Source organism: Bradyrhizobium sp. SZCCHNR1053 (genome assembly GCF_032381235.1).
GTDB lineage: Bacteria > Pseudomonadota > Alphaproteobacteria > Rhizobiales > Xanthobacteraceae > Bradyrhizobium.
The window spans coordinates 926,108-950,159 of sequence record NZ_JAUHJM010000001.1; the positions used below are offsets into that span (position 1 = coordinate 926,108).

At 66.8% G+C, this 24,052-nt stretch carries 24 protein-coding genes; 16 read left to right on the forward strand and 8 right to left on the reverse strand.

Annotated elements, in window-relative coordinates:
- Positions 1–5 precede the first annotated feature (5 nt).
- Positions 6–605 carry a TetR/AcrR family transcriptional regulator gene (locus tag QX051_RS04430; RefSeq protein WP_315775202.1) on the reverse strand — a complete coding sequence of 200 codons (600 nt, stop codon included), beginning with the start codon at positions 603–605 and terminating at the stop codon, positions 6–8.
- A gap of 49 nt (positions 606–654) precedes the next feature.
- Here QX051_RS04430 and QX051_RS04435 point away from each other — a divergent pair, with 49 nt between their 5' ends.
- The 3 genes from QX051_RS04435 to QX051_RS04445 all read left to right on the forward strand — a co-directional run bounded on the left by QX051_RS04435 (position 655) and on the right by QX051_RS04445 (position 3,058).
- Entirely contained in the window at positions 655–1,497 is an 843-nt protein-coding gene (locus tag QX051_RS04435; RefSeq protein WP_315775204.1) for an oxidoreductase, read from the forward strand.
- A gap of 147 nt (positions 1,498–1,644) precedes the next feature.
- Positions 1,645–2,130, forward strand: coding sequence for a Holliday junction resolvase RuvX (gene ruvX / locus QX051_RS04440; RefSeq protein WP_315775206.1), 486 nt, complete (start codon positions 1,645–1,647; stop codon positions 2,128–2,130).
- A 4-nt stretch (positions 2,131–2,134) separates the two neighbouring features.
- The gene (locus tag QX051_RS04445) at positions 2,135–3,058 is read left to right on the forward strand and encodes an AEC family transporter (protein ID WP_315775208.1); all 924 of its coding nucleotides are present in this window, start codon (positions 2,135–2,137) and stop codon (positions 3,056–3,058) included.
- 10 nt (positions 3,059–3,068) lie between these two features.
- On the opposite strand, the gene QX051_RS04450 is transcribed toward QX051_RS04445, so the two are convergent.
- The 3 genes from QX051_RS04450 to QX051_RS04460 are packed head-to-tail and all read right to left on the reverse strand — an operon-like array spanning position 3,069 to position 6,264.
- Positions 3,069–3,875 (reverse strand): CPBP family intramembrane glutamic endopeptidase, encoded by an 807-nt coding sequence (locus tag QX051_RS04450; RefSeq protein WP_315775210.1) that lies wholly within the window; start codon positions 3,873–3,875, stop codon positions 3,069–3,071.
- Positions 3,872–5,515: an acyl-CoA dehydrogenase family protein gene (locus QX051_RS04455; RefSeq protein WP_315775211.1), complete on the reverse strand. Its 1,644-nt coding sequence runs from the start codon at positions 5,513–5,515 to the stop codon at positions 3,872–3,874. Before QX051_RS04455 ends, QX051_RS04450 begins: the two co-directional genes overlap by 4 nt.
- Before the next feature lie 23 nt (positions 5,516–5,538).
- A complete protein-coding gene (locus QX051_RS04460; protein ID WP_409998064.1) occupies positions 5,539–6,264 on the reverse strand; it encodes a M15 family metallopeptidase in 726 nt (241 codons plus the stop codon).
- A gap of 151 nt (positions 6,265–6,415) precedes the next feature.
- Between QX051_RS04460 and QX051_RS04465 the strand changes: the two genes are divergently transcribed.
- The 5 genes from QX051_RS04465 (at position 6,416) to dprA (ending at position 12,033) form a co-directional block, all read left to right on the forward strand.
- Positions 6,416–7,369, forward strand: a complete 954-nt coding sequence (locus QX051_RS04465) for an aspartate carbamoyltransferase catalytic subunit (protein WP_315740287.1) — start codon at positions 6,416–6,418, stop codon at positions 7,367–7,369.
- 23 nt (positions 7,370–7,392) lie between these two features.
- Positions 7,393–8,694 (forward strand): dihydroorotase, encoded by a 1,302-nt coding sequence (locus QX051_RS04470; RefSeq protein WP_315740288.1) that lies wholly within the window; start codon positions 7,393–7,395, stop codon positions 8,692–8,694.
- Positions 8,695–8,724: 30 nt separating this feature from the next.
- Entirely contained in the window at positions 8,725–9,321 is a 597-nt protein-coding gene (gene plsY, locus QX051_RS04475; RefSeq protein ID WP_315775212.1) for a glycerol-3-phosphate 1-O-acyltransferase PlsY, read from the forward strand.
- A gap of 136 nt (positions 9,322–9,457) precedes the next feature.
- Complete coding sequence (locus tag QX051_RS04480) at positions 9,458–10,852, forward strand: patatin-like phospholipase family protein (RefSeq protein WP_315775213.1); 1,395 nt, start codon at positions 9,458–9,460, stop codon at positions 10,850–10,852.
- A 62-nt stretch (positions 10,853–10,914) separates the two neighbouring features.
- Entirely contained in the window at positions 10,915–12,033 is a 1,119-nt protein-coding gene (dprA, locus tag QX051_RS04485) for a DNA-processing protein DprA (protein WP_315775214.1), read from the forward strand.
- Positions 12,034–12,036: 3 nt separating this feature from the next.
- On the opposite strand, the gene QX051_RS04490 is transcribed toward dprA, so the two are convergent.
- Entirely contained in the window at positions 12,037–12,435 is a 399-nt protein-coding gene (locus QX051_RS04490; RefSeq protein ID WP_315775215.1) for a helix-turn-helix domain-containing protein, read from the reverse strand.
- Between the two features lie 97 nt (positions 12,436–12,532).
- Here QX051_RS04490 and QX051_RS04495 point away from each other — a divergent pair, with 97 nt between their 5' ends.
- Positions 12,533–13,144, forward strand: coding sequence for an FMN-dependent NADH-azoreductase (locus QX051_RS04495; RefSeq protein ID WP_315775217.1), 612 nt, complete (start codon positions 12,533–12,535; stop codon positions 13,142–13,144).
- Between the two features lie 75 nt (positions 13,145–13,219).
- Here the strand turns inward: QX051_RS04495 and QX051_RS04500 are convergent, their stop codons facing one another.
- Positions 13,220–13,993, reverse strand: a complete 774-nt coding sequence (locus QX051_RS04500) for a glucose 1-dehydrogenase (RefSeq protein WP_315775218.1) — start codon at positions 13,991–13,993, stop codon at positions 13,220–13,222.
- Positions 13,994–14,138: 145 nt separating this feature from the next.
- Between QX051_RS04500 and QX051_RS04505 the strand changes: the two genes are divergently transcribed.
- Positions 14,139–14,582: a helix-turn-helix domain-containing protein gene (locus QX051_RS04505; protein WP_315740295.1), complete on the forward strand. Its 444-nt coding sequence runs from the start codon at positions 14,139–14,141 to the stop codon at positions 14,580–14,582.
- 13 nt (positions 14,583–14,595) lie between these two features.
- Here the strand turns inward: QX051_RS04505 and QX051_RS04510 are convergent, their stop codons facing one another.
- Positions 14,596–14,793 carry a hypothetical protein gene (locus QX051_RS04510; protein WP_315775317.1) on the reverse strand — a complete coding sequence of 66 codons (198 nt, stop codon included), beginning with the start codon at positions 14,791–14,793 and terminating at the stop codon, positions 14,596–14,598.
- Positions 14,794–15,030: 237 nt separating this feature from the next.
- Here QX051_RS04510 and topA point away from each other — a divergent pair, with 237 nt between their 5' ends.
- The 4 genes from topA to QX051_RS04530 are packed head-to-tail and all read left to right on the forward strand — an operon-like array spanning position 15,031 to position 21,405.
- Entirely contained in the window at positions 15,031–17,784 is a 2,754-nt protein-coding gene (gene topA, locus QX051_RS04515) for a type I DNA topoisomerase (protein WP_315775219.1), read from the forward strand.
- A gap of 4 nt (positions 17,785–17,788) precedes the next feature.
- Entirely contained in the window at positions 17,789–20,164 is a 2,376-nt protein-coding gene (rnr, locus tag QX051_RS04520) for a ribonuclease R (protein WP_315775220.1), read from the forward strand.
- A complete protein-coding gene (locus QX051_RS04525) occupies positions 20,161–20,604 on the forward strand; it encodes a DUF983 domain-containing protein (protein WP_315740298.1) in 444 nt (147 codons plus the stop codon). The genes rnr and QX051_RS04525 overlap by 4 nt, the downstream gene beginning before the upstream one ends.
- Before the next feature lie 42 nt (positions 20,605–20,646).
- Complete coding sequence (locus QX051_RS04530; RefSeq protein ID WP_315740299.1) at positions 20,647–21,405, forward strand: NUDIX domain-containing protein; 759 nt, start codon at positions 20,647–20,649, stop codon at positions 21,403–21,405.
- Between the two features lie 22 nt (positions 21,406–21,427).
- Here the strand turns inward: QX051_RS04530 and QX051_RS04535 are convergent, their stop codons facing one another.
- Entirely contained in the window at positions 21,428–21,817 is a 390-nt protein-coding gene (locus QX051_RS04535) for a RidA family protein (RefSeq protein ID WP_315740300.1), read from the reverse strand.
- Positions 21,818–22,207: 390 nt separating this feature from the next.
- Between QX051_RS04535 and QX051_RS04540 the strand changes: the two genes are divergently transcribed.
- Positions 22,208–23,533: an LLM class flavin-dependent oxidoreductase gene (locus tag QX051_RS04540; RefSeq protein ID WP_315775221.1), complete on the forward strand. Its 1,326-nt coding sequence runs from the start codon at positions 22,208–22,210 to the stop codon at positions 23,531–23,533.
- Positions 23,534–23,653: 120 nt separating this feature from the next.
- Positions 23,654–23,821, forward strand: coding sequence for a 50S ribosomal protein L33 (gene rpmG / locus QX051_RS04545; RefSeq protein ID WP_015666342.1), 168 nt, complete (start codon positions 23,654–23,656; stop codon positions 23,819–23,821).
- Positions 23,822–24,052 lie beyond the last annotated feature (231 nt).

Genomic DNA, 24,052 nt, shown 5'->3' on the forward strand with positions numbered 1-24,052 from the left:
GGACGTCAATGGAGGTAGGCGAGCAACAAGGCGCTCGCCATGTCTCGCGCACGCGGGGCGAGCGCCGCGTCCGACAATTCGCCCGCAGTCCAGAAGGACAACACGCCGCGGAAACTGAAGGCGAGTTGCTCTGGAAGGCAGCGCAGGGCTTGTTCTCGCCGGCCGGCCCTCAGTCCCTCTCCCTTCCCCAAGGCCAGTGCCCAGAAGGCAGTGGATCGGGACAGCGTCTGACCGGGCGAAGCCTGGGCGGCACCCAGCCATCCCATCACGGTCCGGTTCACGTCTGGATTCTCCAACATCACTGCCACCGCCGTATCAATAGCCAATAGCACGCGGGTATTCGCATCTCTCGATGGTGGCGCGGCGGCGTACCGCACCTCCATGGTGTCGATCCGACGTATGGAGAGAGCCTGCATGATCGCGGCCTTGTTGCCGAACTGATTGAACGGCGTCGCGAAGCTGACCCCCGCCTCAGCGGCAAGGTCCCGCATCGAGAAATCGGCCCTGCCCTGACGAAGAAGCCGCTCTGCGGCATCGAGGACGTGCCGACGAAGCGGCTCGCCTCTCATGCCACTGGATGAATGTTCGGTCTTGCCACGTGCCATGCAGTATCTATATCATGATATAGATAACCTTGTCATGCGGAGTTGGACGATGGCGGCTGCCGATTCGAAGATCTTCCTCATCACTGGCGTCAGCTCGGGCTTGGGCCGAGCGTTCGCAAAGGGCGCGCTGGCCGCCGGCCATCGGGTGATCGGGACCGTGCGAAGGGTCGCCGATGCCGAGGCTTTTGCCGCGCTTGCAGCGGGCAAGGCTCATCCTCTCGTGATCGATGTTACGGATTTCGATGCAATCCCGGCTGCTGTGGCAGAGGCCGAGAAGCAGATTGGCGCGATCGACGTACTGGTGAACAATGCCGGCTACGGTCACGAGGGCACGCTGGAGGAGTCCTCGCTCGACGATCTGCAGCGGCAGTTCGCCGCCAACGTGTTCGGCCCTGTCGCGATGATGAAGGCCGTGTTGCCGGGGATGCGCGCGAGGCGGCGCGGCCATATCGTCAATGTGACCTCCATGGGCGGCTTCATCACCATGCCCGGGATCAGCTTCTATTGCGGCAGCAAGTTCGCGCTGGAGGGCATCTCGGAGTCGCTCGGCAAGGAAGTGGCCGCCTTCGGCATTCGCGTCATTGCGCTTGCGCCCGGTCAGTTTCGGACCGATTGGGCGGGACGGTCCATGGATCGCACGCCACGCAGCATTTCCGACTACGACGCCGTCATGGATCCGATTCGCGCCGCCCGATTGGCCAAGAGCGGAAACCAACCCGGCGATCCCGCGAAGGCCGCACAGGCATTGCTTGCCCTCGTGGAAGCCGAAAAACCGCCTGTACGGCTGTTCCTCGGTGAGGACGCGCTGGCCCTGGTCGAGCAGAAGATCGAGGGCATGAAAGCCGAAGTGAGTGCCTGGAACAAGCTCTCGCGCTCCACCAGCTTCGCTTGATGATCCGAAGCCGGCGCATCCGGGAAAGACTGCAACGCTCGACATCTGGGCCGGTCGACTCGCGTGCGCGAGCTTCATCGGGGCGGCGAAGCGATGCACGCCCTCACCTGCTGGCTCGCCACGCGCCTGCGTGTTAAGCGCATTGCCATGCCCGCCCCCATTCTCCCCCTTGTCGAAGCCGCCGGCCGCTGGCCCGAGCGCGGCGCGCTCGTCGGCCTCGATCTCGGCACCAAGACCATCGGCGTCGCCGTGTCCGATCCCGATCGCCGGCTCGCCACCGGCGTCGAGACGATCCAGCGCAAGGCCTTCAAGGCCGATGCCATCAGGCTGCTTGCCATTTGCGCCGAGCGCAAGGTGGTCGGCTTCGTGCTCGGCCTGCCCATCAACATGGATGGCAGCGAGGGGCCGCGGGCGCAATCGACCCGGGCGTTCGCGCGCAATCTCTCCGGCCTTACCGACCTGCCGATCGGCCTGTGGGACGAGCGGCTGTCGACGGCGGCGGTCGAGCGCGAGTTGATCGGCATGGATGTCAGCCGCGCCAAACGCGCCGAGGTGATCGATACGCATGCGGCGATCTTCATCCTGCAGGGTGCGCTCGACCGGCTGACGACGCTGCGCCGCTCGGGTCAGTAGTCGCATGGGCCCCGTCATCGCGGCGCTGGCGCCGGTGTTCCTGCTGATCGTGGTCGGCTTTGGCCTGCGGCGCAGCCTGATGCGGCTCGATACCCAGTGGCACGGGCTGGAGCGATTGACCTACTACGTGCTGTTCCCCGTCCTGCTGCTGCAGAGCCTCGTCAAGGCGGATCTCAGCAAGGTGCCGGTGGCCGGCATCGGCGGCGCGCTGTTCCTGGCGATGCTGGCGATGTCCGCGCTCTGCCTCGCCCTGCGGCCGCTGCTCGCGCGCGCCGGCGTCGACGGACCGGCCTTCACCTCGATCTTCCAGGGCGCGACGCGCTGGCAGACCTACGTCGCGCTTAGCGTATCGGGCAGCCTGTTCGGCCCCACCGGCCTTGCGGTGGCGTCGGTCGCGATGATCGCGATCATCCCGATGGTCAACGTGTTCAGCGTCGCGGTGCTCGCCCATTATGCCTCGCCGAACCGCCGCTCGCTCCGCGAGATCCTCGCCACCATCGTGCGCAATCCGCTGATCTGGGCCTGCGTCCTCGGCCTCGCGCTCAACGTCGCGCGGGTGCCACTGCCTAAACTCTGGCATGATGCCGCCGACGCGCTCGGCCAGGCGTCGCTGCCGATAGGCCTCCTGGTGACCGGCGCCGGCCTGCACTTCGAAGGCTTGCGTCGCGCCGGCCCGGCCGCCGCGCTCGGCGTTGTGCTCAAGCTGGTCTTGATGCCCCTCCTCGCGATCGGGCTCGCCGGATGGTTCGGCGTCACCGGCCCGAGCCTCGTGGTGGTCGCGATCTGCGCGGCGGTGCCGACCTCGCCGAGCGCCTATGTGCTGGCCAAGCAGATGGGCGGCGACGCGCCGCTGCTGGCGCAGATCATCTCACTGCAGACCGTGCTGGCGGCGCTGACCATGCCGCTCGCGATCGCCTGGGCCGGCTGAGCACCGCCGCTCAGGACTGGCCGCTGGCGAGCCACATGGTCTGCACGGTGGCGGCGAGGTTGTTGAGGCCATGCAGCACGACGGTCAGCCAGGTCGAATGGCTGACCGAGCGCAGATAGCCGAACCATAGGCCGAGCGCGAGCACCTCGAGAAAGAAGTACCAGTCGTACTGCAGATGCATCGCGGTCCAGACCAGCGACGACAGGACGATCGCGCCCGGCACCCGCAGAAACGAATCCGACCAGCCGCGATAGAGGAAGCCGCGCGCGAACAATTCCTCGGACAGCGGCGCCGCGACGCAGAAGGCGAGCACCATCAGCCAGACCGTGCCGTCGCCCTTGGCCGTCTTCAGGACGTCCAACATGAAGCCCGGCGAGACCTCGCGCCCCGTCGCCCGTGACATCAGGTCCCAGGCGACGACGATCACCACCATGCCCACGATGCCGATGCCGACATACTTCCACGACGTCCAGCGCAGGCCGAGATATTCGGCGAAGGGCGTGCGGGTGTGACGGACGGCGAAATAGACCGCCAGCAGCACGGCCGGCAGGCCCATGATCACCGACAGCGACAAGGTCAGCCCGCGGCTGGCGATGTGAACCAGCGCAGCGGCGTCGGTCGGCCCGTCCCGCATCAGCAGAAAATAGCCGACCACCGCAGCCTGGCCGGCGAACAGCGCGATGAAGATCACGAAGCCCCACAGCGCGGTCCACCAGAAGCCGAGCGTACGCGGCTGGTGTTTCGCAGGCGCGACCTGTTGTGGTGGATTGGCCGGATCGAGCGAGTCCGCGACGGCGGCTTCAGGAGAATCGGTCAAGGCAGGGCGCGCTCCAGCAAGGCACGGATATCAGTCGGATCGAGATCGACCGCGCCATACATGCTCGGATGCACGGCGGCGAGCCGCGTGGCGGCGAACAGTTCGGCGTGAGCGGGCGTGACAGAATTGAGTGCGGCCGCGGCTGCCAACAGCGCCAGCTTCTCGACCGCAAGCCGGGCAACGCGCTCGGAATCCGGCCGGCGGAAGCTGTTCTCGATGAAAGCGAGCGCCTCGGCCGCGCCGGGCAACCCGCTGGTCTCTGCTTTCAGATGCATCACTACGTGCGCGGCCGCCTCCGCCTCGCGCGCCAGCGCGCGCAGCACGTCCAGGCACATCACGTTGCCCGAGCCCTCCCAGATCGCATTGACCGGCGACTCCCGGAAATGGCGCGCGAGAATGCCGTCCTCGACATAGCCGTTGCCGCCCAGGCATTCCATCGCCTCATACAGGAACGGCGGCGCGCTCTTGCACACCCAGTATTTGATCGCCGGTGTCAGCAGCCGCACGTAGTTCGCCTCCCGCGGCGACAGAGGCGCACGATCGAACGCCTGACACAGCCGCATCACCAGCGCCACCGTCGCCTCGACATGGAGAGCCATGTCGGCGAGCACCGCCTGCATCAGCGGCTGGTCGGCGAGATGCTTCTGGAACACGCTGCGGTGGCGCGCGTGATGCAGCGCGTGCGCGAGCCCCGAGCGCATCAGGCCGGCCGACGAGATCGCGCAATCCTGCCGCGTCAATTGCACCATCTGGATGATGGTGCTGATGCCCCTGCCCTCGTCGCCGACCCGCTCGGCATAGCTGCCCGCGAACTCCACCTCCGACGAGGCATTGGAGCGGTTGCCGAGCTTGTCCTTCAAGCGTTGAAAATGGATCGCGTTCACCGAGCCATCCGGCTTGAAGCGCGGCATGAAGAAACAGGTCAGGCCACCTTCGGCCTGCGCCAGCACCAGGAAGGCGTCGCACATCGGCGCCGACATGAACCATTTGTGTCCCGTGATGCGATAGCCATCGGTGGTACGCTCAGCGCGCGTCATGTTGGCGCGCACGTCGGTCCCGCCCTGCTTCTCGGTCATGCCCATGCCGAGCGTCATGCCGCGCTTTTGCCACCATGGCGCAAACGCCTGATCGTAGTTGCGCGTGCCGATGAGGGGCATCGTCCGCGCCAGCAGGTCGGGCTGCGCGGCCAGTGCCGCCACCGAGGCCCGCGTCATGGTGATCGGGCAGAGATGGCCGCTCTCGACCTGCGAGGCGATGTAGAACTTCGCCGCGCGCACCACCTCCGACGCGCCGCCAACAGGCTTGCCCTCGGCGGTCCATGTCGAATTGTGCAGGCCGGCCTCGACCGAGCGCGTCATCATCTGATGATAGGCCGGATGAAACTCGACGACGTCTCGCCGAAAGCCCTTGGCGTCGAAGCTGCGCAGCTTCGGCGTGTTCTCGTTGGCGAGCCGGCCCTGCTCGGCCATCGCAGCCGAGCCCCATAGCTTGCCGAAAGCTGTCAGCTCCCGCTCAGCCCCGGCCCCGTCATTGGCCTTCAAGGCATCCATCAACGGCCGGTCGGCCGTGAACAGATTGACGTCCTCGAATGGCGGCGACTGGTTGAAGACCTCATGGGTCGCGAAGGAAGACTGCGTCATGGCCGTGCCCTGCTACAGATCGATCATCGGCGCGGCCGAATGGGAAAAACATAAGTGGTCGCGCCAGCGCCCGGCAGCGAAAAGTGCCACCACTCCTTGGCATAGTTCACAAAACCTTGCCGCGCCATGGCCGAGAGCAGCTCATCGCGCCAGCGCCGCTGCTCGGGCGTCAATCCTTGCGCGGCGGTATGCGCCTTGGGATCTAGACAGTCGTAGCCGGTTCCCATGTCGACGCTGCCCTCGGGCGCGCGTAGCGCTGCGGGCGCGGTGCAGTCGGCATAGTCCTTGGCCGGATCGAACACCGCCGAATTGTCCGCCGCGAGCTCGACCAGCGTGAGATCGAGCGCGGCACCGGTCGAATGGCTCGAACGCACGGCGATATAGCCGAGACGGAACAGGTCCTGCTTGGCAATGCGCGGAGTGTAACGGCGACCGGCCGTGGTCTCGACGCCGTCCTGCGACCAGGCCAGCATCTCCGCCACGGCACGCACCGGCCGGTAGCAGTCGAGCATCTTCAGCGACAGGCCGCGCGGCCGCAGCTCGGCTTGGATGGCCTGCAGCCGCAGCGCCATGTCACGCGTCACGACGCATTCGGCCGCCTCGTAGCCCGGCAAAGGGCGGCCGACGAAATTGTTGCTGCCGGCATAACGGATGTCCTGGAGGATCGTCGGGTCGATGTCGCGGAGATAGACGAAATCGAACGGCAACGCGGCCGCACAGGCCGGCACAATCGCCGCCAGCAGGATCAGGGCATATCGGAGCGGACCTCGTCTGGCGATGGTTCGCCAGCCGCCGGTTTGGAGCGCCCTGAGAGGCTCGAAAGACGGAACGGGGGATAACTCGGAACCCCGGCTTTCGGCCTTGCCCCCTGCGGAAACCGCGCCTATAGCTCTGGCTTTAATGGCAACCTCTCCGAAATCGACTTTCGTCCTCGGGCACCGGCATTTGCTGGGAATCGAGGGCCTTTCCGCCCACGACATCACCGGTCTCCTCGATCTGTCCGAGGAATATGTCGAACTGAATCGTCAGGTCGACAAGAAGCGCACCGTGCTGCGCGGCCGGACCCAGGTCAACCTGTTCTTCGAGGCGTCGACGCGGACGCAGTCCTCGTTCGAGATCGCGGGCAAGCGGCTCGGCGCCGACGTCATGAACATGTCGGTGTCGTCCTCGTCCATGCGCAAGGGCGAGACCCTGATGGACACCGCGGTCACGCTGAACGCGATGCATCCGGACATCCTGGTGGTCCGCCACCATGCGTCCGGCGCGGTCGAGCTGCTCGCGCGCAAGGTTGACGGCTCCGTGATCAATGCCGGCGACGGCGCGCATGAGCATCCGACCCAGGCGCTGCTCGATGCGCTGACGATCCGCCGCAACAAGGGCCGCATCGAGGGGCTGGTGATCGCGATCTGCGGTGACGTGCTGCATTCGCGCGTCGCGCGCTCCAACATCCTGCTGCTGAATACGATGGGCGCCCGCGTCCGCATCGTCGCGCCCTCCACGCTGCTGCCGCCCGGCATCGAGCGGATGGGCGTCGAGGTCGCGCGCGACATGCGCGAGGGCCTCAACGGCGCCGACATCGTCATGATGCTGCGCCTGCAGCGCGAGCGCATGAACGGCTCGTTCGTGCCGTCGTCGTCGGAATATTTCCAGTATTTCGGGCTCGATCAGAAGAAGCTCGCTTACGCCAAGCCAGACGCGCTGGTCATGCATCCGGGACCGATGAACCGCGGCGTCGAGATCGAGTCCATCGTTGCCGATGGCGCACAATCGCTGATCCGGGAACAGGTCGAAATGGGGGTTGCCGTGCGCATGGCCGTGCTCGAAGCACTGGCCCGCAACCTGCCCAACGCGTGATACAGAAGTCGGGACAAAACGCCATGCTGACCGACCGCCGTCCGATCCTGCTCGCCAATGCGCGCGTGATCGATCCCTCCCGCGACTTCGACGGCCCCGGCGACGTGCTGATCGCCGACGGCGTCATCCGCGACCTCAAGCGCGGCATCGGCGCGGCCGGCGTGCCCGAGGGCACCGACGTCATCAACTGCGCCGGCAAGATCGTCGCCCCCGGCCTGATCGACATGTGCGCCTTCGTCGGCGAGCCGGGTCTGGGCCATCGCGAGACCTTCGCCAGCGCCAGCCAGGCCGCCGCGACCGGCGGCATCACCACCATCATCTGCCAGCCCGGCACCGAGCCGGTCATCGACAACTCGGCGACCGTCGACTTCGTGCTGCGCCGCGCGCGCGACACCGCCATCGTCAACATCCAGCCAATGGCGGCGCTGACCAAGGGCCTGCGCGGCGAGGAGATGACCGAGATCGGCCTCTTGCGCGCTGCCGGCGCCGTCGCCTTCTCCAATGGCCATACCAGCGTGATGAACGCGCAGGTGATGCGCCGCACGCTGACCTACGCGCGGGATTTCGACGCCCTGATCGTGCATCACACCGAGGATCCCAATCTCGTCGGCGAAGGCGTCATGAACGAAGGCGAGTTCGCCTCGCGGCTCGGCCTCTACGGCATTCCGCCCGCAGCGGAAGCCGTCGTGCTCGAACGGGACATGCGCCTGGTGGCGCTCAGCAAGGGACGCTATCACGCGGCCGCGCTGAGCTCGATCGACTCGCTCGACATCCTCAGGCGCGCCCGCGAGGCAGGCCTCACGGTGAGCGCGTCGGTCTCGATCAACCACGTCACCCTGAACGAGAACGACATCGGCCCCTACCGCACCTTCCTGAAACTGACGCCGCCGCTGCGCACCGAGGTCGACCGCCGCGCGCTGGTCGAGGCGCTGGCCTCGGGCCTGATCGACGTCATCATGTCGGACCACACGCCGCAGGACGTCGAGGTCAAGCGGCTGCCGTTCGCGGAAGCCGCGAGCGGCGCGGTCGGCCTTGAGACCATGCTGCCGGCGGCGCTGCGGCTCGTACACAATGGCGAGCTGAGCTGGACGACCCTGATCCGCGCGATGTCGACCCGGCCCGCCGAGCTGCTCGGCCTGCCCGGCGGCACCCTGCGAGCGGGCGCGCCGGCCGACATCATCGTGATCGATCCCGACGTGCCCTGGATCCTCGATCCGGCCGACCTCAAATCGCTGTGCAAGAACACGCCGTTCGACGAAGCCCGCTTCACCGGCCGCGTGGTCCGCACCATCGTCGGCGGCCGCACCGTGTTCGAACATGTCTGACGCAAGGCCAAGCTCGGAAGGAGCGGTATGATGGGTTCCGAAGCCTTCCTGCCCCTCGCTCTCATCATCGGCTATCTCCTGGGGTCCATCCCGTTCGGCCTGATCCTGACCAGGCTGGCCGGCACGCAGGATCTGCGCAGCATCGGCTCCGGCAATATCGGCGCCACCAACGTGCTGCGCACCGGACGCAAGGGGCTCGCGGCAGCAACCCTGCTCGGCGACGCGCTGAAGGGCACGGCCGCGGTCATCATCTCCGGCTATCTCGGCGGCCCGAATGCCGCGATGATCGCGGGCCTCGGCGCCTTCCTCGGCCACTTGTTCCCGGTGTGGCTGAAGTTCCGCGGCGGCAAAGGTGTCGCCGTCTACATCGGTATTTTGATCGGTCTGTTCTGGCCGGGCGCCATCTTCTTCTGCCTGGTGTGGCTCGCCACCGCGTTCGCGCTCCGCTACTCATCGCTCGCGGCACTCGTCGCGAGCGTGCTGACGCCGATCGTGCTGTGGGCTTTCGGTCACACCGCGCTGGCCGCCTTGTTCACCTTGCTCACACTGTTGCTTATTTACATGCATCGCGAAAACATCAAGCGATTGCAGTCGGGCACCGAGAGCAAGATCGGGGCGAAGAAGTAATCACTCCGGACAAATACGGAAAACCTGTGTTGCGCCCTGATTTCACAGCGGCTGCGCAGCAACACCGGCGACTCATAAGCTAATAAGTTAACGCGGGACTCTGGCGTGAATCATGATTGCCTGTCATGATTCCTGCATGTGGTTACGCAAGACCAATTCCAGCGGTTCGTCGGCCACGCACGATGACCGTACTGATCAGGCTCCGGCGCAGCAGAAGGCGGCCCCGGCCCGATCGAACGCCAGCCTGCTGCTCTCGGCCGCCGAGATCTGGTCGACCGGCATCACGGCCGCTACAGAACCAGCGCCTGAGGCGATCGCGCCCGCTGCGCCGGTCATGCCGAACGTGGCACCATCCACCGAAGCATCCGAACCGCACCCTGCGCCGGAACGAGCCGATGTCGCGCCGGCCGTTGCCGAGATGATCATGGCGGCCACGAGCGCGTCCGTGATCAGCGAGACCAAGGCCGCGGAGACGCCCGAGCGAACGCTGGCGGAGACGATCGCAACGGTCACGCTGCCGCCGCCGCCCCGGACGTGGCCGCCGCGCAAGCTGTCGCTGGCCCTGCAGGGCGGCGGAACGTTCTCGGCCTTCACCTGGGGCGTGCTGGATCGCCTGCTCGAGGAGCCCGGTTGCGATTTCGACACCATCAGCGGCGCCAGCGCCGGCGCGGTCAACGCCGCGCTGCTCGCGAGCGGGCTCGCCAAGGGCGGCCGCGACGAAGCCCGCAACCGGCTCGCTTTGTTCTGGACCCGGCTGATGGAGGAGGCGTCGTTCCGATCGCTGTTGGTGATCGGCGCATACTCGCCGGCAAGCAGCTCGGTGTCGTTCGGCGCGGGGCTGCGCGGCGGACGCGCCGACCCGCTCGATCTCGACCCGCTCCGCGACATCCTCCTCGAGACGATCGACTTCGACGCCGTGCAGGGCCCGGCCGCGCCCCGCCTGCTGATCGCGGCGACCCGGGCCCGTGACGGCCTGCCGCAGATCTTCCGCAATGCCGGCATCACGCCGGATGCGCTGCTCGCCTCCACCTGTCCCGCGCAACTGCACGCCGCTGTCGACATCGAGGGCGAGGCGTATTGGGACGGCGGCTACCTCACCAATCCGCCGCTGATCCAGATCGCGCATGAGTCCAGCGCCGCCGACCTGCTGGTCGTTCAGGTCACGCCCGCGCGCGACGGCAATGTCCCGATGACCTCGGCCGCGATCGATCGCCGTCTCGACCAGATCGCCGGCAATGCGGTCCTGAACGCCGAGCTCGCGGCGCTCGAATGGGCGCGCAGCGACGGCCTGCATCCGCCGCGCATTCATCGGCTTGCCGCCGAGGACGAGATCGAGGCCCTGGCTCAGCGCGATGCGACCGATCTCGGCAGCAGCTTCATCGAGCTGCTGTACCAGCGCGGACGCGACGCCGCCGAGCGCTGGCTGCGCGAGGCTCCGGTCGGCACCACGCCGGCCATCCAGGGCGATCAGCCGGCGCTGTCGTCTCCGATATCCGCGTCCGAGGATGTGCGCGACGTCGCGCCGGCGTAGCGCGCCCTCTTCCCTGCGTCCTCGGGTTGCTCCATTCTAGTCCCCGGTAAAGGGGGCTTTGCGTGGATGCCATCAACACGACGATCGAGCTGAGCGACACCGAGCGGCGCGACCGGCTGCGCCTGATCCGGTCCGACAATGTCGGCCCGCGCACCTTCCGCTCGCTGCTCGACCATTTCGGCACCGCGCGCGTAGCGCTCGACCGGCTGCCCGATCTGGCACGCCGCGGCGGCGCGGCCGGAGCCGGCCGGATCTGCACGGTCGGCGAAGCCGAGGCCGAACTCGAAACCTGCAAACGGCAAGGCGTCGAACTGCGGGCGCCGAACGAGGACGGCTATCCGCCCCGCCTCGCCACCTGCGAGGATGCGCCTCCGCTGCTCGCAGTGCGCGGCGCCCGCGAGACGTTGATGCGCCCGATGATCGCCATCGTCGGCTCGCGCAACGCTTCCGCCGCCGGACTCAAATTCGCCGGCCAGATCGCCCATGAGCTCGGTCAGGCCGGCTTCGTCATCATCTCCGGCCTCGCCCGTGGCATCGATCAGGCCGCCCACCGCGCGAGCCTCGGCAGCGGCACGGTCGCGGTGCTCGCCGGCGGCCATGACCGGATCTATCCACCGGAGCACGTCGACCTGCTCGGCGGCATCGTCGGCGGCAGCGGCGCCGCGATCTCCGAAATGCCGCTCGGCCACGAGCCGCGCGCCCGCGACTTTCCCCGCCGCAACCGGCTGATCTCCGGCGCCTCGCTCGGCGTCGTCGTCGTCGAGGCCGCGCATCGCTCGGGCTCGCTGATCACGGCGCGCATGGCCGGCGAACAGGGCCGCGAGGTCTTCGCCGTCCCGGGCTCGCCGCTCGATCCCCGCTGCGCGGGCACCAACGATCTCATCAAGCAGGGCGCCGCGCTCGTCACCGAAGCCGCCGACATCATCCAGGCCGTCGGCCCGATCATGGAGCGGCCGCTGCCCTTTTCGCTGCGCGAGCCGGACGAGGAGTTGTTCGCCCCCGATCCCGAAAGCCACGACCGCGCGCAGATCACAGCCCTGCTCGGCCCGACGCCCGTCTCGATCGACGACCTGATCCGGATCAGCGGTCTGTCACCCGCCGTGCTGCGCATGGTGCTGCTCGAGCTTGAGCTGGCGGGCCGCCTGGAGCGCCACGGCGGCGGGATGGTGTCGCTCACCTAGCACTCAGTCGGCATCCTTGCGTGCGTCGAAGTGCGTGCGTGCCCGCTCGATCTGCTCCTGGTGCTGGATGGCCCAGTGCCCGAGCGCCTGCACGGGCTGCGACAGGCCGCGGCCGAGATCGGTCAATTCATAGTCGACCCGCGGCGGGATGGTCGGAAAAACCGTGCGCGTCACCAGCCCGTCGCGTTCGAGGCCGCGCAGCGTCAGGGTCAGCATGCGCTGGGAAATGCCGCCCACGAGGCGCTTGAGCTCGTTGAAGCGCTTCGGCCCGTCCTGCAGCATCATGATGACGAACACGCTCCATTTGTCGCCGACGCGCGCCAGGATCGAGGCGACGCCCCGGCAATCATTGTGCTCCGGCCCCGCCGGCAGGTCAGGATCAGGGCTGTTCGCAGGTGTCATGGCTGTGCCCGAGTTTCAAAAATGTGCGTTCTTGTGGGGTTACATCACAGTCACTCATAGTGTGCCAGTTACAAACCAATACCAAGGTGACTGACCGATGACCCAACTCCTTCATGTCGACTCCAGCGTGCTCGGCCCCCACTCCGTCAGCCGTCAGGTGTCCGCCGCAATCGTCGCGCGGCTCCGCCAGCTGACGCCGGGCCTCGAGGTCACCTATCGGGATGTCGCCGCAGAACCGCTGTTGCATCTGTCTGGCGCGCATGTCGCGACCATGCGCGGAGGAGCGGCAGCGGATCCAGCCATCGAGGCGGACATCACGTCCGGTCAGGCGGTCCTTGAGGAGTTTCTCCGCGCCGATACCGTCGTGATCGGGGCTCCGATGTACAATTTCTCCATCCCGAGCCAGCTCAAGGCATGGATCGACCGCATCGCGGTCGCGGGCAAGACCTTCAAATATGGCCCGAGCGGCCCGGAGGGGCTCGCGGGCGACAAGCGCGTGATCATCGCGATCTCGCGCGGCGGCCGTTATGGCGCGGATACGCCGATGGCCGCCTTCGAACATCTGGAGACCTATTTGCGCGGGGTCTTCAGCTTCATCGGCGTCAAGGATCTCACATTCATCGCGGCCGATGGTGTCCAGATCGGGCCGGAGCAGCGCGAGCAGGCGCTCGCGACGGCGCTTCAGACGGCCGGCCATCTCGCTGCCTGATCGAGACGGTGGCTGCCGCCGGCAGCCACCGTCTCTCACCGTGACGAGACCTCGCCACATGCTGCTCTCTGGCGCCTACCCCCGATAGATCGGCGCACCGGCCGGCGAGCTCGTGGCGCCGCCATCGACGAACAGCTCCTGCCCCTGGATGTGCGCGGCATCGTCCGACGCCAGGAACAGCACGGTGCTGGCGATATTCTCCGGCTCGCCGATATGGCCGAGCGGCGTGGTCGCCGCGATCCTTGCCTCGAACATCTTCTCAGCCTCGGGCGTCGCGACCGCGGCGCCCCAGATCGGCGTCCGGATCGCGCCCGGCGCAACCACGTTGACGCGGATGCCGCGCGGCGACAGCTCCGACGCCAGCACCCGGGCCATCGCGCGCACCCCAGCCTTGCTCGCGGCGTAGGCCGAATAGCCGGGATTGCCCAGCACCGAGATCACGGAGCCATTGAGGATGATCGAGGCGCCGTCCTTGAGATGAGGCAGCGCCGCCTGAACGGTGAAGAACACGCCCGTCAGATTGGTGCGGATCACCTGCTCGAACACCTCGGGCCTGGTTGCTCCGGCCGGGGTCGCGCCGGGGATGCCGGCATTGGCGAACAGGATGTCGAGCTTGCCGAAGCGCTCTGCGGCGCGGGCAGCCGCGGCCTCGGTCGCGGCGATGTCGGTGGCATCGGCCACCAGCGCCAGCGCGTTCGGCCCGAGCTCGCGCGCCGCAGCCTCCAGCCGCCCGGCATCGCGCCCCGTGATCGCGATCCTGGCGCCTTCCGCGACGAAGCGCCGGGCGGTCGCAAGCCCGATGCCGCTACTGCCGCCGGTAATCAGTGCCGTCTTGTTTGCAAGCCTCACGCCCGCCTCCATATGGTTGCATAATTAAACCGATAGACGACATAGGCCAGTCGGTTTTATAATGCAACCACACAAGGGCGTGACCTGACGCGGGTGCGCCGGGGTACCAGCCGCGCCCCGCGGGCGACAGGACAAGGATGACGTGATGGTCAAGCGCACGAGCCTGGAAGGCGACGCCTGCCCGATCGCGCGGTCGCTGGATGCGATCGGCGACTGGTGGTCGCTGCTCATCATCCGCGATGCCTTTCTCGGCGTGCGCCGCTTCAGCGCATTTCAACGCAGCCTCGGCATGGCGAAGAACATCCTTACGGTGCGACTGCGGGCGCTGGTCGATCGTGGCATCCTGACCACCGAGCCGGCCGCGGATGGCAGCTCCTATCGCGACTACGTGCTGACGCCGAAAGGCCGCGGCCTGTTTCCGATCCTGGTCGCACTGCGACAGTGGAGCGAGGAATTCGACGAGCACCCGGACGAGATCGCCACCGCGCTCGTCGACCGCGCGAACCGCAGGCCGGTTCGCAAGCTGCTGCTGACTGCGGAGGACGGCCGGACGCTGGCGCCGGAGGAAACCGCTCTCGCCCCGCGCTGAGCGCGGCCGGCCGTCAGCAGAGCCTGTGGCGGCTGCGCAGCCTGAGATGCTCCTCGGCCTCCAGGTTCGCCATGCGCAGCAGGTAGTCGAGCATGTCGAGGTGATGACGCTGCGCCAGATGCGACAGGCTGGCCGTCACCTCGGCGATCAGCGCCGCCGCGGCGTCGGGATCCTCCACCGTCACCTCGACGTCCGGGTCGCTTTTGTCCACTGCCTTGGCCAACAACCGTCACCCAGCATAAGGAATTTGACGAAAAACAACCTCAAAAGAGCACGATTCTCATCGTGCTCCGTACAACCTGATAGGTACTTCGCCGGTCGAACGCAATCGCCTTTCAACATCCCTCGATTTGACAGGAACCCCCTCACCACCCATGTTCGGGTCAACGCAGCCGGCGCGAATCCCGCGAAGCCAGCTTCAATCCTTCCACTAAGCCATTGGAAATACATGAATATCGTCATCGTGGAGTCGCCTGCCAAGGCCAAGACGATCAATAAGTATCTGGGCTCCTCCTACGAGGTTCTGGCCTCTTTCGGTCATGTCCGCGACCTTCCGGCCAAGAACGGTTCCGTCGATCCGGACGAGAATTTCCGCATGATCTGGGAGATCGATCCCAAGGCGGCCGGCCGACTCAACGATATCGCCAAATCGCTGAAGGGCGCTGACCGGCTGATTCTCGCCACCGACCCTGATCGCGAGGGCGAAGCGATTTCCTGGCATGTGCTGGAGGTGTTGAAGGAGAAGCGTGCGCTCAAGGATCAGAAGATCGAGCGCGTCGTCTTCAACGCCATCACCAAGCAGGCCGTCTCGGAGGCGATGAAGCATCCGCGCCAAATCGACGGCGCGCTGGTCGACGCCTACATGGCGCGCCGCGCACTCGATTACCTCGTGGGCTTCACTCTCTCTCCCGTGCTGTGGCGCAAGCTGCCGGGCGCCCGCTCGGCCGGGCGCGTGCAGTCGGTCGCGCTGCGCCTCGTCTGCGATCGCGAGCTCGAGATCGAGAAGTTCGTCCCGCGCGAATATTGGTCGCTGATCGCGACCTTGGCGACGCCGCGCGGTGACACCTTCGAGGCGCGCCTCGTCGGCGCCGACGGCAAGAAGATCCAGCGGCTCGACATCGGCACCGGCGCCGAAGCCGAGGATTTCAAGAACGCGCTCAATGCGGCGAGCTACACGGTCGCGACCGTCGACGCCAAGCCGGCGCGGCGCAACCCGCAGGCCCCCTTCACCACCTCGACGCTGCAGCAGGAGGCGAGCCGCAAGCTCGGCTTCGCGCCGGCGCACACGATGCGCATCGCGCAGCGTCTCTATGAAGGCATCGACATCGGCGGCGAGACCACCGGCCTCATCACCTATATGCGAACCGACGGCGTGCAGATCGACGGTTCGGCGATCACCCAGGCCCGCAAGGTGATCGGCGAGATCTACGGCAACAAATATGTGCCGGAGAGCCCGCGCCAGTACCAAGCCAAGGCCAAGAACGCCCAGGAAGCGCATGAGGCGATCCGCCCGACCGACCTGTCGCGCAAGCCGGCCGACCTGCGCAAGCGGCTCGATGACGACCAGGCCAAGCTCTATGAGCTGATCTGGACCCGCACGATCGCCAGCCAGATGGAATCCGCCGAGCTGGAGCGCACCACCGTCGACATCATCGCGAAGGCGGGCGCACGCACCCTGGAGCTGCGCGCCACCGGCCAGGTCATCAAGTTCGACGGCTTCCTCGCGCTCTATCAGGAAGGCCGCGACGACGAGGAGGACGAGGACGGCCGCCGCCTGCCGCAGATGAGCCCAGGCGAGCCGCTGAAGCGGCAGAATCTCGCGGTCACCCAGCATTTCACCGAGCCGCCGCCGCGCTTCTCCGAGGCATCGCTGGTCAAGCGCATGGAGGAGCTCGGCATCGGCCGACCCTCGACCTATGCCTCGATCCTGCAGGTGCTGAAGGACCGCGGCTATGTGAAGCTCGAGAAGAAGCGGCTGCACGGCGAGGACAAGGGCCGCGTCGTCGTCGCGTTCCTGGAGAACTTCTTCCGCCGCTACGTCGAGTATGATTTCACGGCGGATCTCGAGGAGCAGCTCGACCGCATCTCCAACAACGAGATCGCCTGGCAGCAGGTCCTGAAGGATTTCTGGACCGGCTTCATCGGCGCCGTCGACGACATCAAGGACCTGCGCGTGGCGCAGGTGCTCGACGCGCTCGACGAGATGCTCGGGCCCCACATCTATCCGCCGCGCGACGACGGTGGCGATGTCCGGCAGTGCCCGACCTGCGGCACCGGACGGCTCAACCTCAAGGCCGGCAAGTTCGGCGCCTTCGTCGGCTGCTCGAACTATCCGGAATGCCGCTACACCCGCCCGCTCGCCGCCGACAGCGAGGCGACGGCCGATCGCGTGCTCGGCCAGGATCCGGACAGCGGCCTCGACGTCGTCGTCAAGGCCGGCCGCTTCGGCCCCTACATCCAGCTCGGCGAGCAGAAGGATTACGCCGAGGGCGAAAAGCCCAGGCGCGCCGGCATCCCGAAAGGGACCTCGCCCGCGAGCCTCGAGCTCGACTACGCGCTGAAGCTGCTGTCGCTGCCGCGTGAGGTGGGCATCCATCCGGAGACGGGCCTGCCGATCATCGCCAATCTCGGCCGCTTCGGGCCGTTCGTGAAGCACGACAAGACCTATGCGAGCCTGGAGGCGGGCGACGAGGTGTTCGACATCGGCCTCAACCGCGCGGTCACGCTGATTGCCGAGAAGATCGCCAAGGGCCCGAGCAAGCGCTTCGGCGCCGATCCCGGCAAGGCGCTCGGCGACCATCCGTCGCTCGGCCCCGTCGCCGTCAAGGCAGGCCGCTACGGCGCCTATGTCACCGCAGGCGGCGTCAACGCCACCATTCCCGGCGACAAGGAGAAGGACACGATCACGCTGGCGGAGGCGATTGCGCTGCTCGACGAGCGCGCCGCCAAGGGCGGCGGCAAGAAGACCAAGGGCAAGGCTGCGAAGCCGGCCAAGGCTGCCAGCAAGGCCAAGCCGAAGACCGGCGGTGACGACGACACGCCGAAGCCGGCGAAAAAGGCCGTGGCGAAGAAGGCGGCCGCCAAACCGAAATCAGACTCCACCAGCAAGGCGCGTGCGCCCGTCGCCAAGGCCGCCAAGACCTCGGCCAAGCCTGCGACCAAGGCGACGCCCAAGAAAAGCGCCGGCAAGGCCCGCGGATGAGAAAATGACCCAAAAGCGCGACATCGGCTTCCCTTCGCGGGAGGCCATCGTCGCCTTCATCCGCGCCAATCCGGGCAAGGTTGGCACCAAGGACATCGCCCGCGCGTTCGGCCTGAAGAACGCCGATCGCGTCGCGCTCAAGCAGTTGCTGCGCGAGCTCGTCGCCGACGGCACGGTGAAGAAGAGCGGCCGCAAGAAGGTCGTCGAGACCGCGACCCTGCCGGCCACGCTGGTCGCCGACATCACCGGGCGCGACAGCGACGGCGAATTGATCGCCAAGCCGGCCGAATGGGACGAGGCCGAACAGTCCGAGCCGCCGCGCATCCGCATCCACACGCCGCGTCATGCCGGGCCGGGCTCGGCCGCCGGCGTCGGTGACCGCGCGCTGCTGCGGGTCGAGCCGATCAAGGACGCCGAAGGCGTGGCCTATCGCGGCCGCGTACTCAAGGTGCTCGATCAGGCGCGGCCGCGCGTGCTCGGCATTTTCCGTAGCAATCCCGGCGGCGGCGGCCGCCTCATTCCGGTCGACAAGAAGCAGGCCGGCCGCGAGCTCTCCATCGCCCCCGCCGACACCAAGGACGCCAAGGACGGCGATCTCATCAGCGTCGACCTGCTGCGTGGCCGCGGCTATGGCCTGCCCGCAGGACGCGTGAAGGAGCGCTACGGCTCGGTCGCCACCGAGAAGGCGATTAGCCTGATCGCGATCCATGCCCACGAGATCCCGATGGACTTCTCCGCGGCAGCCGTCGCGGAAGCCGAAGCCGCGCAGCCCGCGACCTTGAAGGGCCGGGAGGACTGGCGCGAGCTGCCGCTGGTCACCATCGATCCGCCCGATGCCAAGGACCACGACGACGCCGTTCATGCCGCGCCCGACCCCGATCCGAACAATGTCGGCGGCTTCATTCTCCACGTCGCCATCGCCGACGTCGCCTACTATGTGCGGCCGGGCTCGGCGCTCGATCGCGACGCGCTGATCCGCGGCAACTCGGTCTACTTCCCCGACCGCGTGGTGCCGATGCTGCCGGAGCGCATCTCCAACAATCTGTGCTCGCTGGTGCCGGGCGAGGCGCGCGGCGCGCTCGCCGTGCGCATGGTGCTCGGCGCCGACGGCCGCAAGCGGTCGCACTCGTTTCACCGCGTGCTGATGCGCTCGGCCGCAAAACTGTCCTATGCGCAGGCGCAGGCCGCGATCGATGGCAAGCCGGACGACGTCACCGGTCCCCTGCTCGAGCCGATCCTCACGCCGCTTTATGCGGCCTATGAGGTCGCCAAGCGCGGCCGCGACGCGCGCGATCCGCTCGACCTCGACATCCCCGAGCGCAAGATCCTGCTCAAGACCGACGGCACCGTCGATCGCGTCGTCGTGCCGGAGCGCCTCGACGCCCACAGGCTGATCGAGGAGTTCATGATCTCGGCCAACGTCGCCGCGGCCGAACTGCTGGAGAAGAAGGCGCTGCCCCTGATCTACCGCGTGCATGACGAGCCGACGGTGGAGAAGATCCATGCGCTGCAGGAGTTCCTGAAGACCCTCGACGTGCCCTTCGCCAAGAGCGGCGCGCTCAGGCCGTCGCTGTTCAACCGCGTGCTGACCTTGGTCGCGGGCCAGGACTACGAGCATCTCGTCAACGAGGTCGTGCTGCGCTCGCAGGCGCAGGCGGAATATTCGACCGACAATTACGGGCATTTCGGGCTGAACCTGCGCCGCTATGCGCATTTCACCTCGCCCATCCGCCGCTATGCCGACCTCGTCGTGCACCGCGGCCTGCTGCGCGCGCTGGGCCTCGGCGACGGCGCCCTGCCCGACAGCGAGACGCCGGATCATCTCGCCGAGGTCGCGGCGCAGATCTCGGTCACCGAGCGGCGCGCGATGAAGGCCGAGCGCGAGACCGCCGACCGGCTGATCGCCCATCACTTGGCCGACCGCATCGGTGCCACCTTCCAGGGCCGCATCTCCGGCGTCACCCGCGCCGGCCTGTTCATCAAGCTCGACGAGACCGGCGCCGACGGCCTGGTTCCGATCAGGACCCTCGGCACGGAATATTTCGACTATGACGAGACACGGCACGCGCTGATCGGCCAGCGCAGCGGTGCCATGCACCGGCTGGGTGACGTCGTCGACGTGCGTCTGGTAGAAGCTCAGCCGGTGGCCGGCGCGCTGCGCTTCGAGCTCCTGACCCAGGCGGATGTCCTCGTTTCGCGGCATGGCCGCCGCGACCGGTCGAAGAGCAAGACGACCGTCAAGGCGAAGAGCAAGGCGACCAAGCGGGCCAAATCCGAGGCTCGTCCGAAGCACGAAGAAAAAAGCCGCAAGAAAAGCCAAAAGGCAGGGGCAAAACGCAAGCCCGGCACATCGAAGAAAGGCAGATCATGGACGCCATGAGTTCAACGCCCCACGCAATGCCGCAAACCTGGACACGTGACACCGGCCTCGCCGAGAAGCGCGACGTCTGGACCGCGATGAAGCGCGGCCTGCGCTGCCGCTGCCCGCGCTGCGGTGAGGGCAAGCTGTTCCGCGCCTTCCTGAAAGTCGCCGACAACTGCGACCGCTGCGGCCAGGATTTTTCCGGCCATCGCGCCGACGATCTTCCCGCCTATCTCGTGATCGTCATCGTCGGCCACATCATCGTGCCGCTGGTGCTCTCGATCGAGACCAACTACGCGCCGCCGGTGGCGCTGCAACTCGCGATCTATCTGCCGGTGACCTTGGTCGCCGCGCTCGCCTTGATTCAGCCGGTCAAGGGCGCCGTCGTCGGGCTGCAATGGGCCTTCCGCATGCACGGCTTCGACGACAATCCGGTGGAGGGCATTCCACCGGTGTGAGCATTCGACCGATCGACGAGCAAGGAAAAAAGCGGGGAGGACATGAGCGAGACGGCACAGGCGACCGGCGCGCCGGCGGGCAAGCCCGCCGAGAAGGAAGCGGACCACCATCCCTACACCAAGCCAAGGGATGCGGCGACGCTGATCCTGGTCGATCGCAGCAGCGCTGTGCCGAAGGTGCTGGTCGGCAAGCGCCACGACAAGGTCGTGTTCATGCCGGGCAAGTTCGTCTTCCCCGGCGGCCGCGTCGACAAGACGGATCACCGCATCCCGGTCGCAGCGCCCATGCCGGCCGAGCTCGAAGCCAATCTGTTCAAGGGCAAGCCACAGACGACGGCGTCGCGCGCGAAGTCGCTGGCCGTCGCCGCGATCCGCGAGGCCTGCGAGGAAACCGGTCTCTGCCTGGGACGCAGGGTCGACGGCCCCGCACTGAAGCTTGAAGGTCCTTGGGCGCCATTCGCGCAGGCCGGCCTCCTGCCCGATCCCTCCGGCCTGTTCCTGATCGCCCGCGCCATCACCCCGCCCGGCCGCATCAAACGCTTCGACACCCGCTTCTTCACCGCCGATGCCTCCGCCATCACCCACCGCGTCGACGGCGTGATCCACGCCGATGCCGAGCTGGTCGAGCTGGTCTGGGTCGAGCTCGGCTCCAAGCCGCTCGCCGACCTGCACCCGATGACCAGGAACGTTCTCCACGAGCTCGACCGCCGCCTCGCCACCGGCCCGCTCCGCCACGACGCGCCGGTGCCGTTCTTCCATTTCTACGGCGGCAAGATGCAGAAGGACGTGCTGGGCGGTTGAGGCAATCCCCGGTATAGCGCCGCTACGATGCTCGGTCGTGAATGATCGCGGTCACCTCGATCTCGACGCGCGCCGTCGCAGGCGTGAGGCCTGCGACCTTCACGAGCGTGCTTGCAGGCCGAATCGTCCCGAAGGCTTCGCTATGCGCAAGGGCCACCGCATCGGTATCCGCCATGTCGGTCAAGTACACGACCGTACGCACCACGTGACGGAGCTCCGCTCCCGCCTTCTGCAGCGCTTCGGCGATAAGGCCGATTACGCTTTGCGCCTGCGCGTAGACGTCGCGATCCAAATCAGGACCGCGCGCAGTCGTTCCGGAGACGAAGATTTGCTCGCCAACGCGGACCGCGCGCGCATAGCCATAGACGTCCTCGAACGGATAGCCTGAGGAGATGTTCAGCCGGTCTGACACGCCGATGGCTCCCTTGTGAATGAGTGCGAAAGGCACTGTTGCCGTTCGTCCCTGCCAGAGGAGCAGGATACCCGGTGGATGCTGGTCGCGGCGAGTGGGCGGTCCACCCCCACAACAAAGTGTCGTCCCAGCGAACGCCGGGACCCATACCGCGGAATCTTTCGATCGGCCCGGATGGTCGAGACTGTGCCTCACATTCCCTTCACGGAGTATGGATCCCGGCGTTCGCCGGGATGACACCGTTGTTTGGATCGCTTGCTCGGCACGTCATTGGAATGAGCGTGCTACGTCCGCCACCAAAAACGAAATCGTGTTCTGCCGCCGATTGCTGACACGCATGGGCCGAGTTCCTATCTGCCCAAGACAGCAACCATCCGCGGACGACCCTTCATGGCCCCACGTCAACTCAAGCTCGGCGCTTTCATGCGCCCGGTCTCCATCCACACCGGCGCGTGGCGCTATCCCGGCGCCTGGCCGGACGCCAATTTCAACTTCGCGCATCTGAAGCAGCTGATCCGGAAATTGGAGGCCGGCAAGTTCGACGCCTTCTTCATGGCCGACCACCTGGCCGTGCTGAACATGCCGATCAATGCGCTGAAGCGCAGCCACACCGTGACCTCATTCGAGCCGTTCACGCTGCTCTCGGCGCTGTCGGCGGTCACCGAGCACATCGGGCTGATCGCGACGGGATCCACCACCTTCGACGAGCCCTATCACGTCGCCCGCCGCTTCGCCTCGCTCGATCACATCTCCGGCGGCCGCGCCGGATGGAATATCGTCACGACGTCCAATCCGGACGCCGCGCTGAATTTCGGCCTCGACGATCACATGGAGCACGCCGAGCGCTACAAGCGCGCCCGCGAGTTCTACGACGTCGTCACCGGCCTATGGGACTCGTTCGCCGACGATGCCTTCGTGCACGACGTCGAGCAGGGTCTGTTCTTCGATCCCGACAAGATGCATGTGCTCGATCACAAGGGCAAATATCTGAAAGTCCGCGGCCCGCTGAACATCGCTCGTCCCGTGCAGGGCTGGCCCGTCATCGTGCAGGCGGGCGCCTCGGAGGACGGCAAGCAGCTCGCGGCCGAGACGGCGGAGGCCGTGTTCACCGGCGGCGGTAGCCTCGCCGACGGACAAAAGCTCTATGCCGACATCAAGGGCCGCATGGAAAAGGTCGGCCGCGATCCGGAGCATCTGAAGATCCTGCCCGGCGCCTTCGTCGTGGTCGGCGACAGCGTCGACGAGGCCAGGGAGAAGCGCGCTCTGCTCGACAGCAAGGTGCATTACGACAGCGCCATCGCCTCGCTCTCGGTCATCCTCGGCACCGACGCCTCCGGCTTCGATCCCGACGGCCCGCTGCCTGATATCCCCGAGACCAACGCCTCCAAGAGCGGCCGCCAGCGCCTGGTCGATGTCGCCGCGCGCGACAAGCTCACGGTGCGGCAACTGGCGCTGCGGGTCGGCGGCTATGGCGGTCTGTCCTTCGTCGGCACCGCGAGGACGATCGCCGACCAGATGCAGGAGTGGCTGGAAAGCCGTGGGTCGGACGGTTTCAACATCATGTTCCCGTTCCTGCCGGCCGGGCTCGACGACTTCGTCGACAAGGTGATTCCCGAGCTGCAGCGCCGCGGGATCTTCCGGACGGCGTATGAGGGGCCGACCTTGCGGGACAATCTCGGCCTGCCCAGACCGAAAAACCGCTTCTTCGCGGCCTAGGGCCCCCAGAATCTGGCCCTCAAACCTTGACTTTGGGGGCTGGCTGGGTAGGTTGCCGGCCAACGGCGCCCCCTCTTTGGCCGGTGCCCACCCCCGATCCCGATTCCAGAGGTTCAAGACATGGCCAAAGCGGTCACCATCAAGGTCAAGCTCGTGTCGACGGCCGACACCGGCTTCTATTACGTTGCCAAGAAGAACTCGCGCACCATGACCGACAAGATGGTCAAGAAGAAGTATGACCCGGTTGCGCGCAAGCACGTCGAATTCCGCGAAGCCAAGATCAAGTAAGATCGCGGTCTGCTGCGACTTCAACGGGGCCGTTTCGGCCCCGTTTTTTATTGCGCGCGATGCAGCCACTGGATGCGGCCGGAGCCGTCCCGCATCGGATCGGTCCACTCGCCGCGGTCGAATCTCCGTTCCCGACTTAAGGAGCCATCAACCAAACCTGTGCGATTTTGGGGTAGCGACGCACCCGCGAGTCTCGCAGCGTCTCCCTCCTTATCTTACCGGCAGACCAGC

What these genes read in the sequence shown, in the direction of transcription:
- QX051_RS04430 (WP_315775202.1), bottom strand. Translation starts at nt 605, where the DNA reads ATGGCACGTGGCAAGACCGAACATTCATCCAGTGGCATGAGAGGCGAG.
- QX051_RS04435 (WP_315775204.1), top strand. Translation starts at nt 655, where the DNA reads ATGGCGGCTGCCGATTCGAAGATCTTCCTCATCACTGGCGTCAGCTCG.
- ruvX (WP_315775206.1), top strand. Translation starts at nt 1,645, where the DNA reads ATGCCCGCCCCCATTCTCCCCCTTGTCGAAGCCGCCGGCCGCTGGCCC.
- QX051_RS04445 (WP_315775208.1), top strand. Translation starts at nt 2,135, where the DNA reads ATGGGCCCCGTCATCGCGGCGCTGGCGCCGGTGTTCCTGCTGATCGTG.
- QX051_RS04455 (WP_315775211.1), bottom strand. Translation starts at nt 5,515, where the DNA reads ATGACGCAGTCTTCCTTCGCGACCCATGAGGTCTTCAACCAGTCGCCG.
- QX051_RS04465 (WP_315740287.1), top strand. Translation starts at nt 6,416, where the DNA reads ATGGCAACCTCTCCGAAATCGACTTTCGTCCTCGGGCACCGGCATTTG.
- QX051_RS04470 (WP_315740288.1), top strand. Translation starts at nt 7,393, where the DNA reads ATGCTGACCGACCGCCGTCCGATCCTGCTCGCCAATGCGCGCGTGATC.
- plsY (WP_315775212.1), top strand. Translation starts at nt 8,725, where the DNA reads ATGGGTTCCGAAGCCTTCCTGCCCCTCGCTCTCATCATCGGCTATCTC.
- QX051_RS04480 (WP_315775213.1), top strand. Translation starts at nt 9,458, where the DNA reads ATGTGGTTACGCAAGACCAATTCCAGCGGTTCGTCGGCCACGCACGAT.
- QX051_RS04490 (WP_315775215.1), bottom strand. Translation starts at nt 12,435, where the DNA reads ATGACACCTGCGAACAGCCCTGATCCTGACCTGCCGGCGGGGCCGGAG.
- QX051_RS04495 (WP_315775217.1), top strand. Translation starts at nt 12,533, where the DNA reads ATGACCCAACTCCTTCATGTCGACTCCAGCGTGCTCGGCCCCCACTCC.
- QX051_RS04505 (WP_315740295.1), top strand. Translation starts at nt 14,139, where the DNA reads ATGGTCAAGCGCACGAGCCTGGAAGGCGACGCCTGCCCGATCGCGCGG.
- topA (WP_315775219.1), top strand. Translation starts at nt 15,031, where the DNA reads ATGAATATCGTCATCGTGGAGTCGCCTGCCAAGGCCAAGACGATCAAT.
- rnr (WP_315775220.1), top strand. Translation starts at nt 17,789, where the DNA reads ATGACCCAAAAGCGCGACATCGGCTTCCCTTCGCGGGAGGCCATCGTC.
- QX051_RS04525 (WP_315740298.1), top strand. Translation starts at nt 20,161, where the DNA reads ATGAGTTCAACGCCCCACGCAATGCCGCAAACCTGGACACGTGACACC.
- QX051_RS04530 (WP_315740299.1), top strand. Translation starts at nt 20,647, where the DNA reads ATGAGCGAGACGGCACAGGCGACCGGCGCGCCGGCGGGCAAGCCCGCC.
- QX051_RS04540 (WP_315775221.1), top strand. Translation starts at nt 22,208, where the DNA reads ATGGCCCCACGTCAACTCAAGCTCGGCGCTTTCATGCGCCCGGTCTCC.
- rpmG (WP_015666342.1), top strand. Translation starts at nt 23,654, where the DNA reads ATGGCCAAAGCGGTCACCATCAAGGTCAAGCTCGTGTCGACGGCCGAC.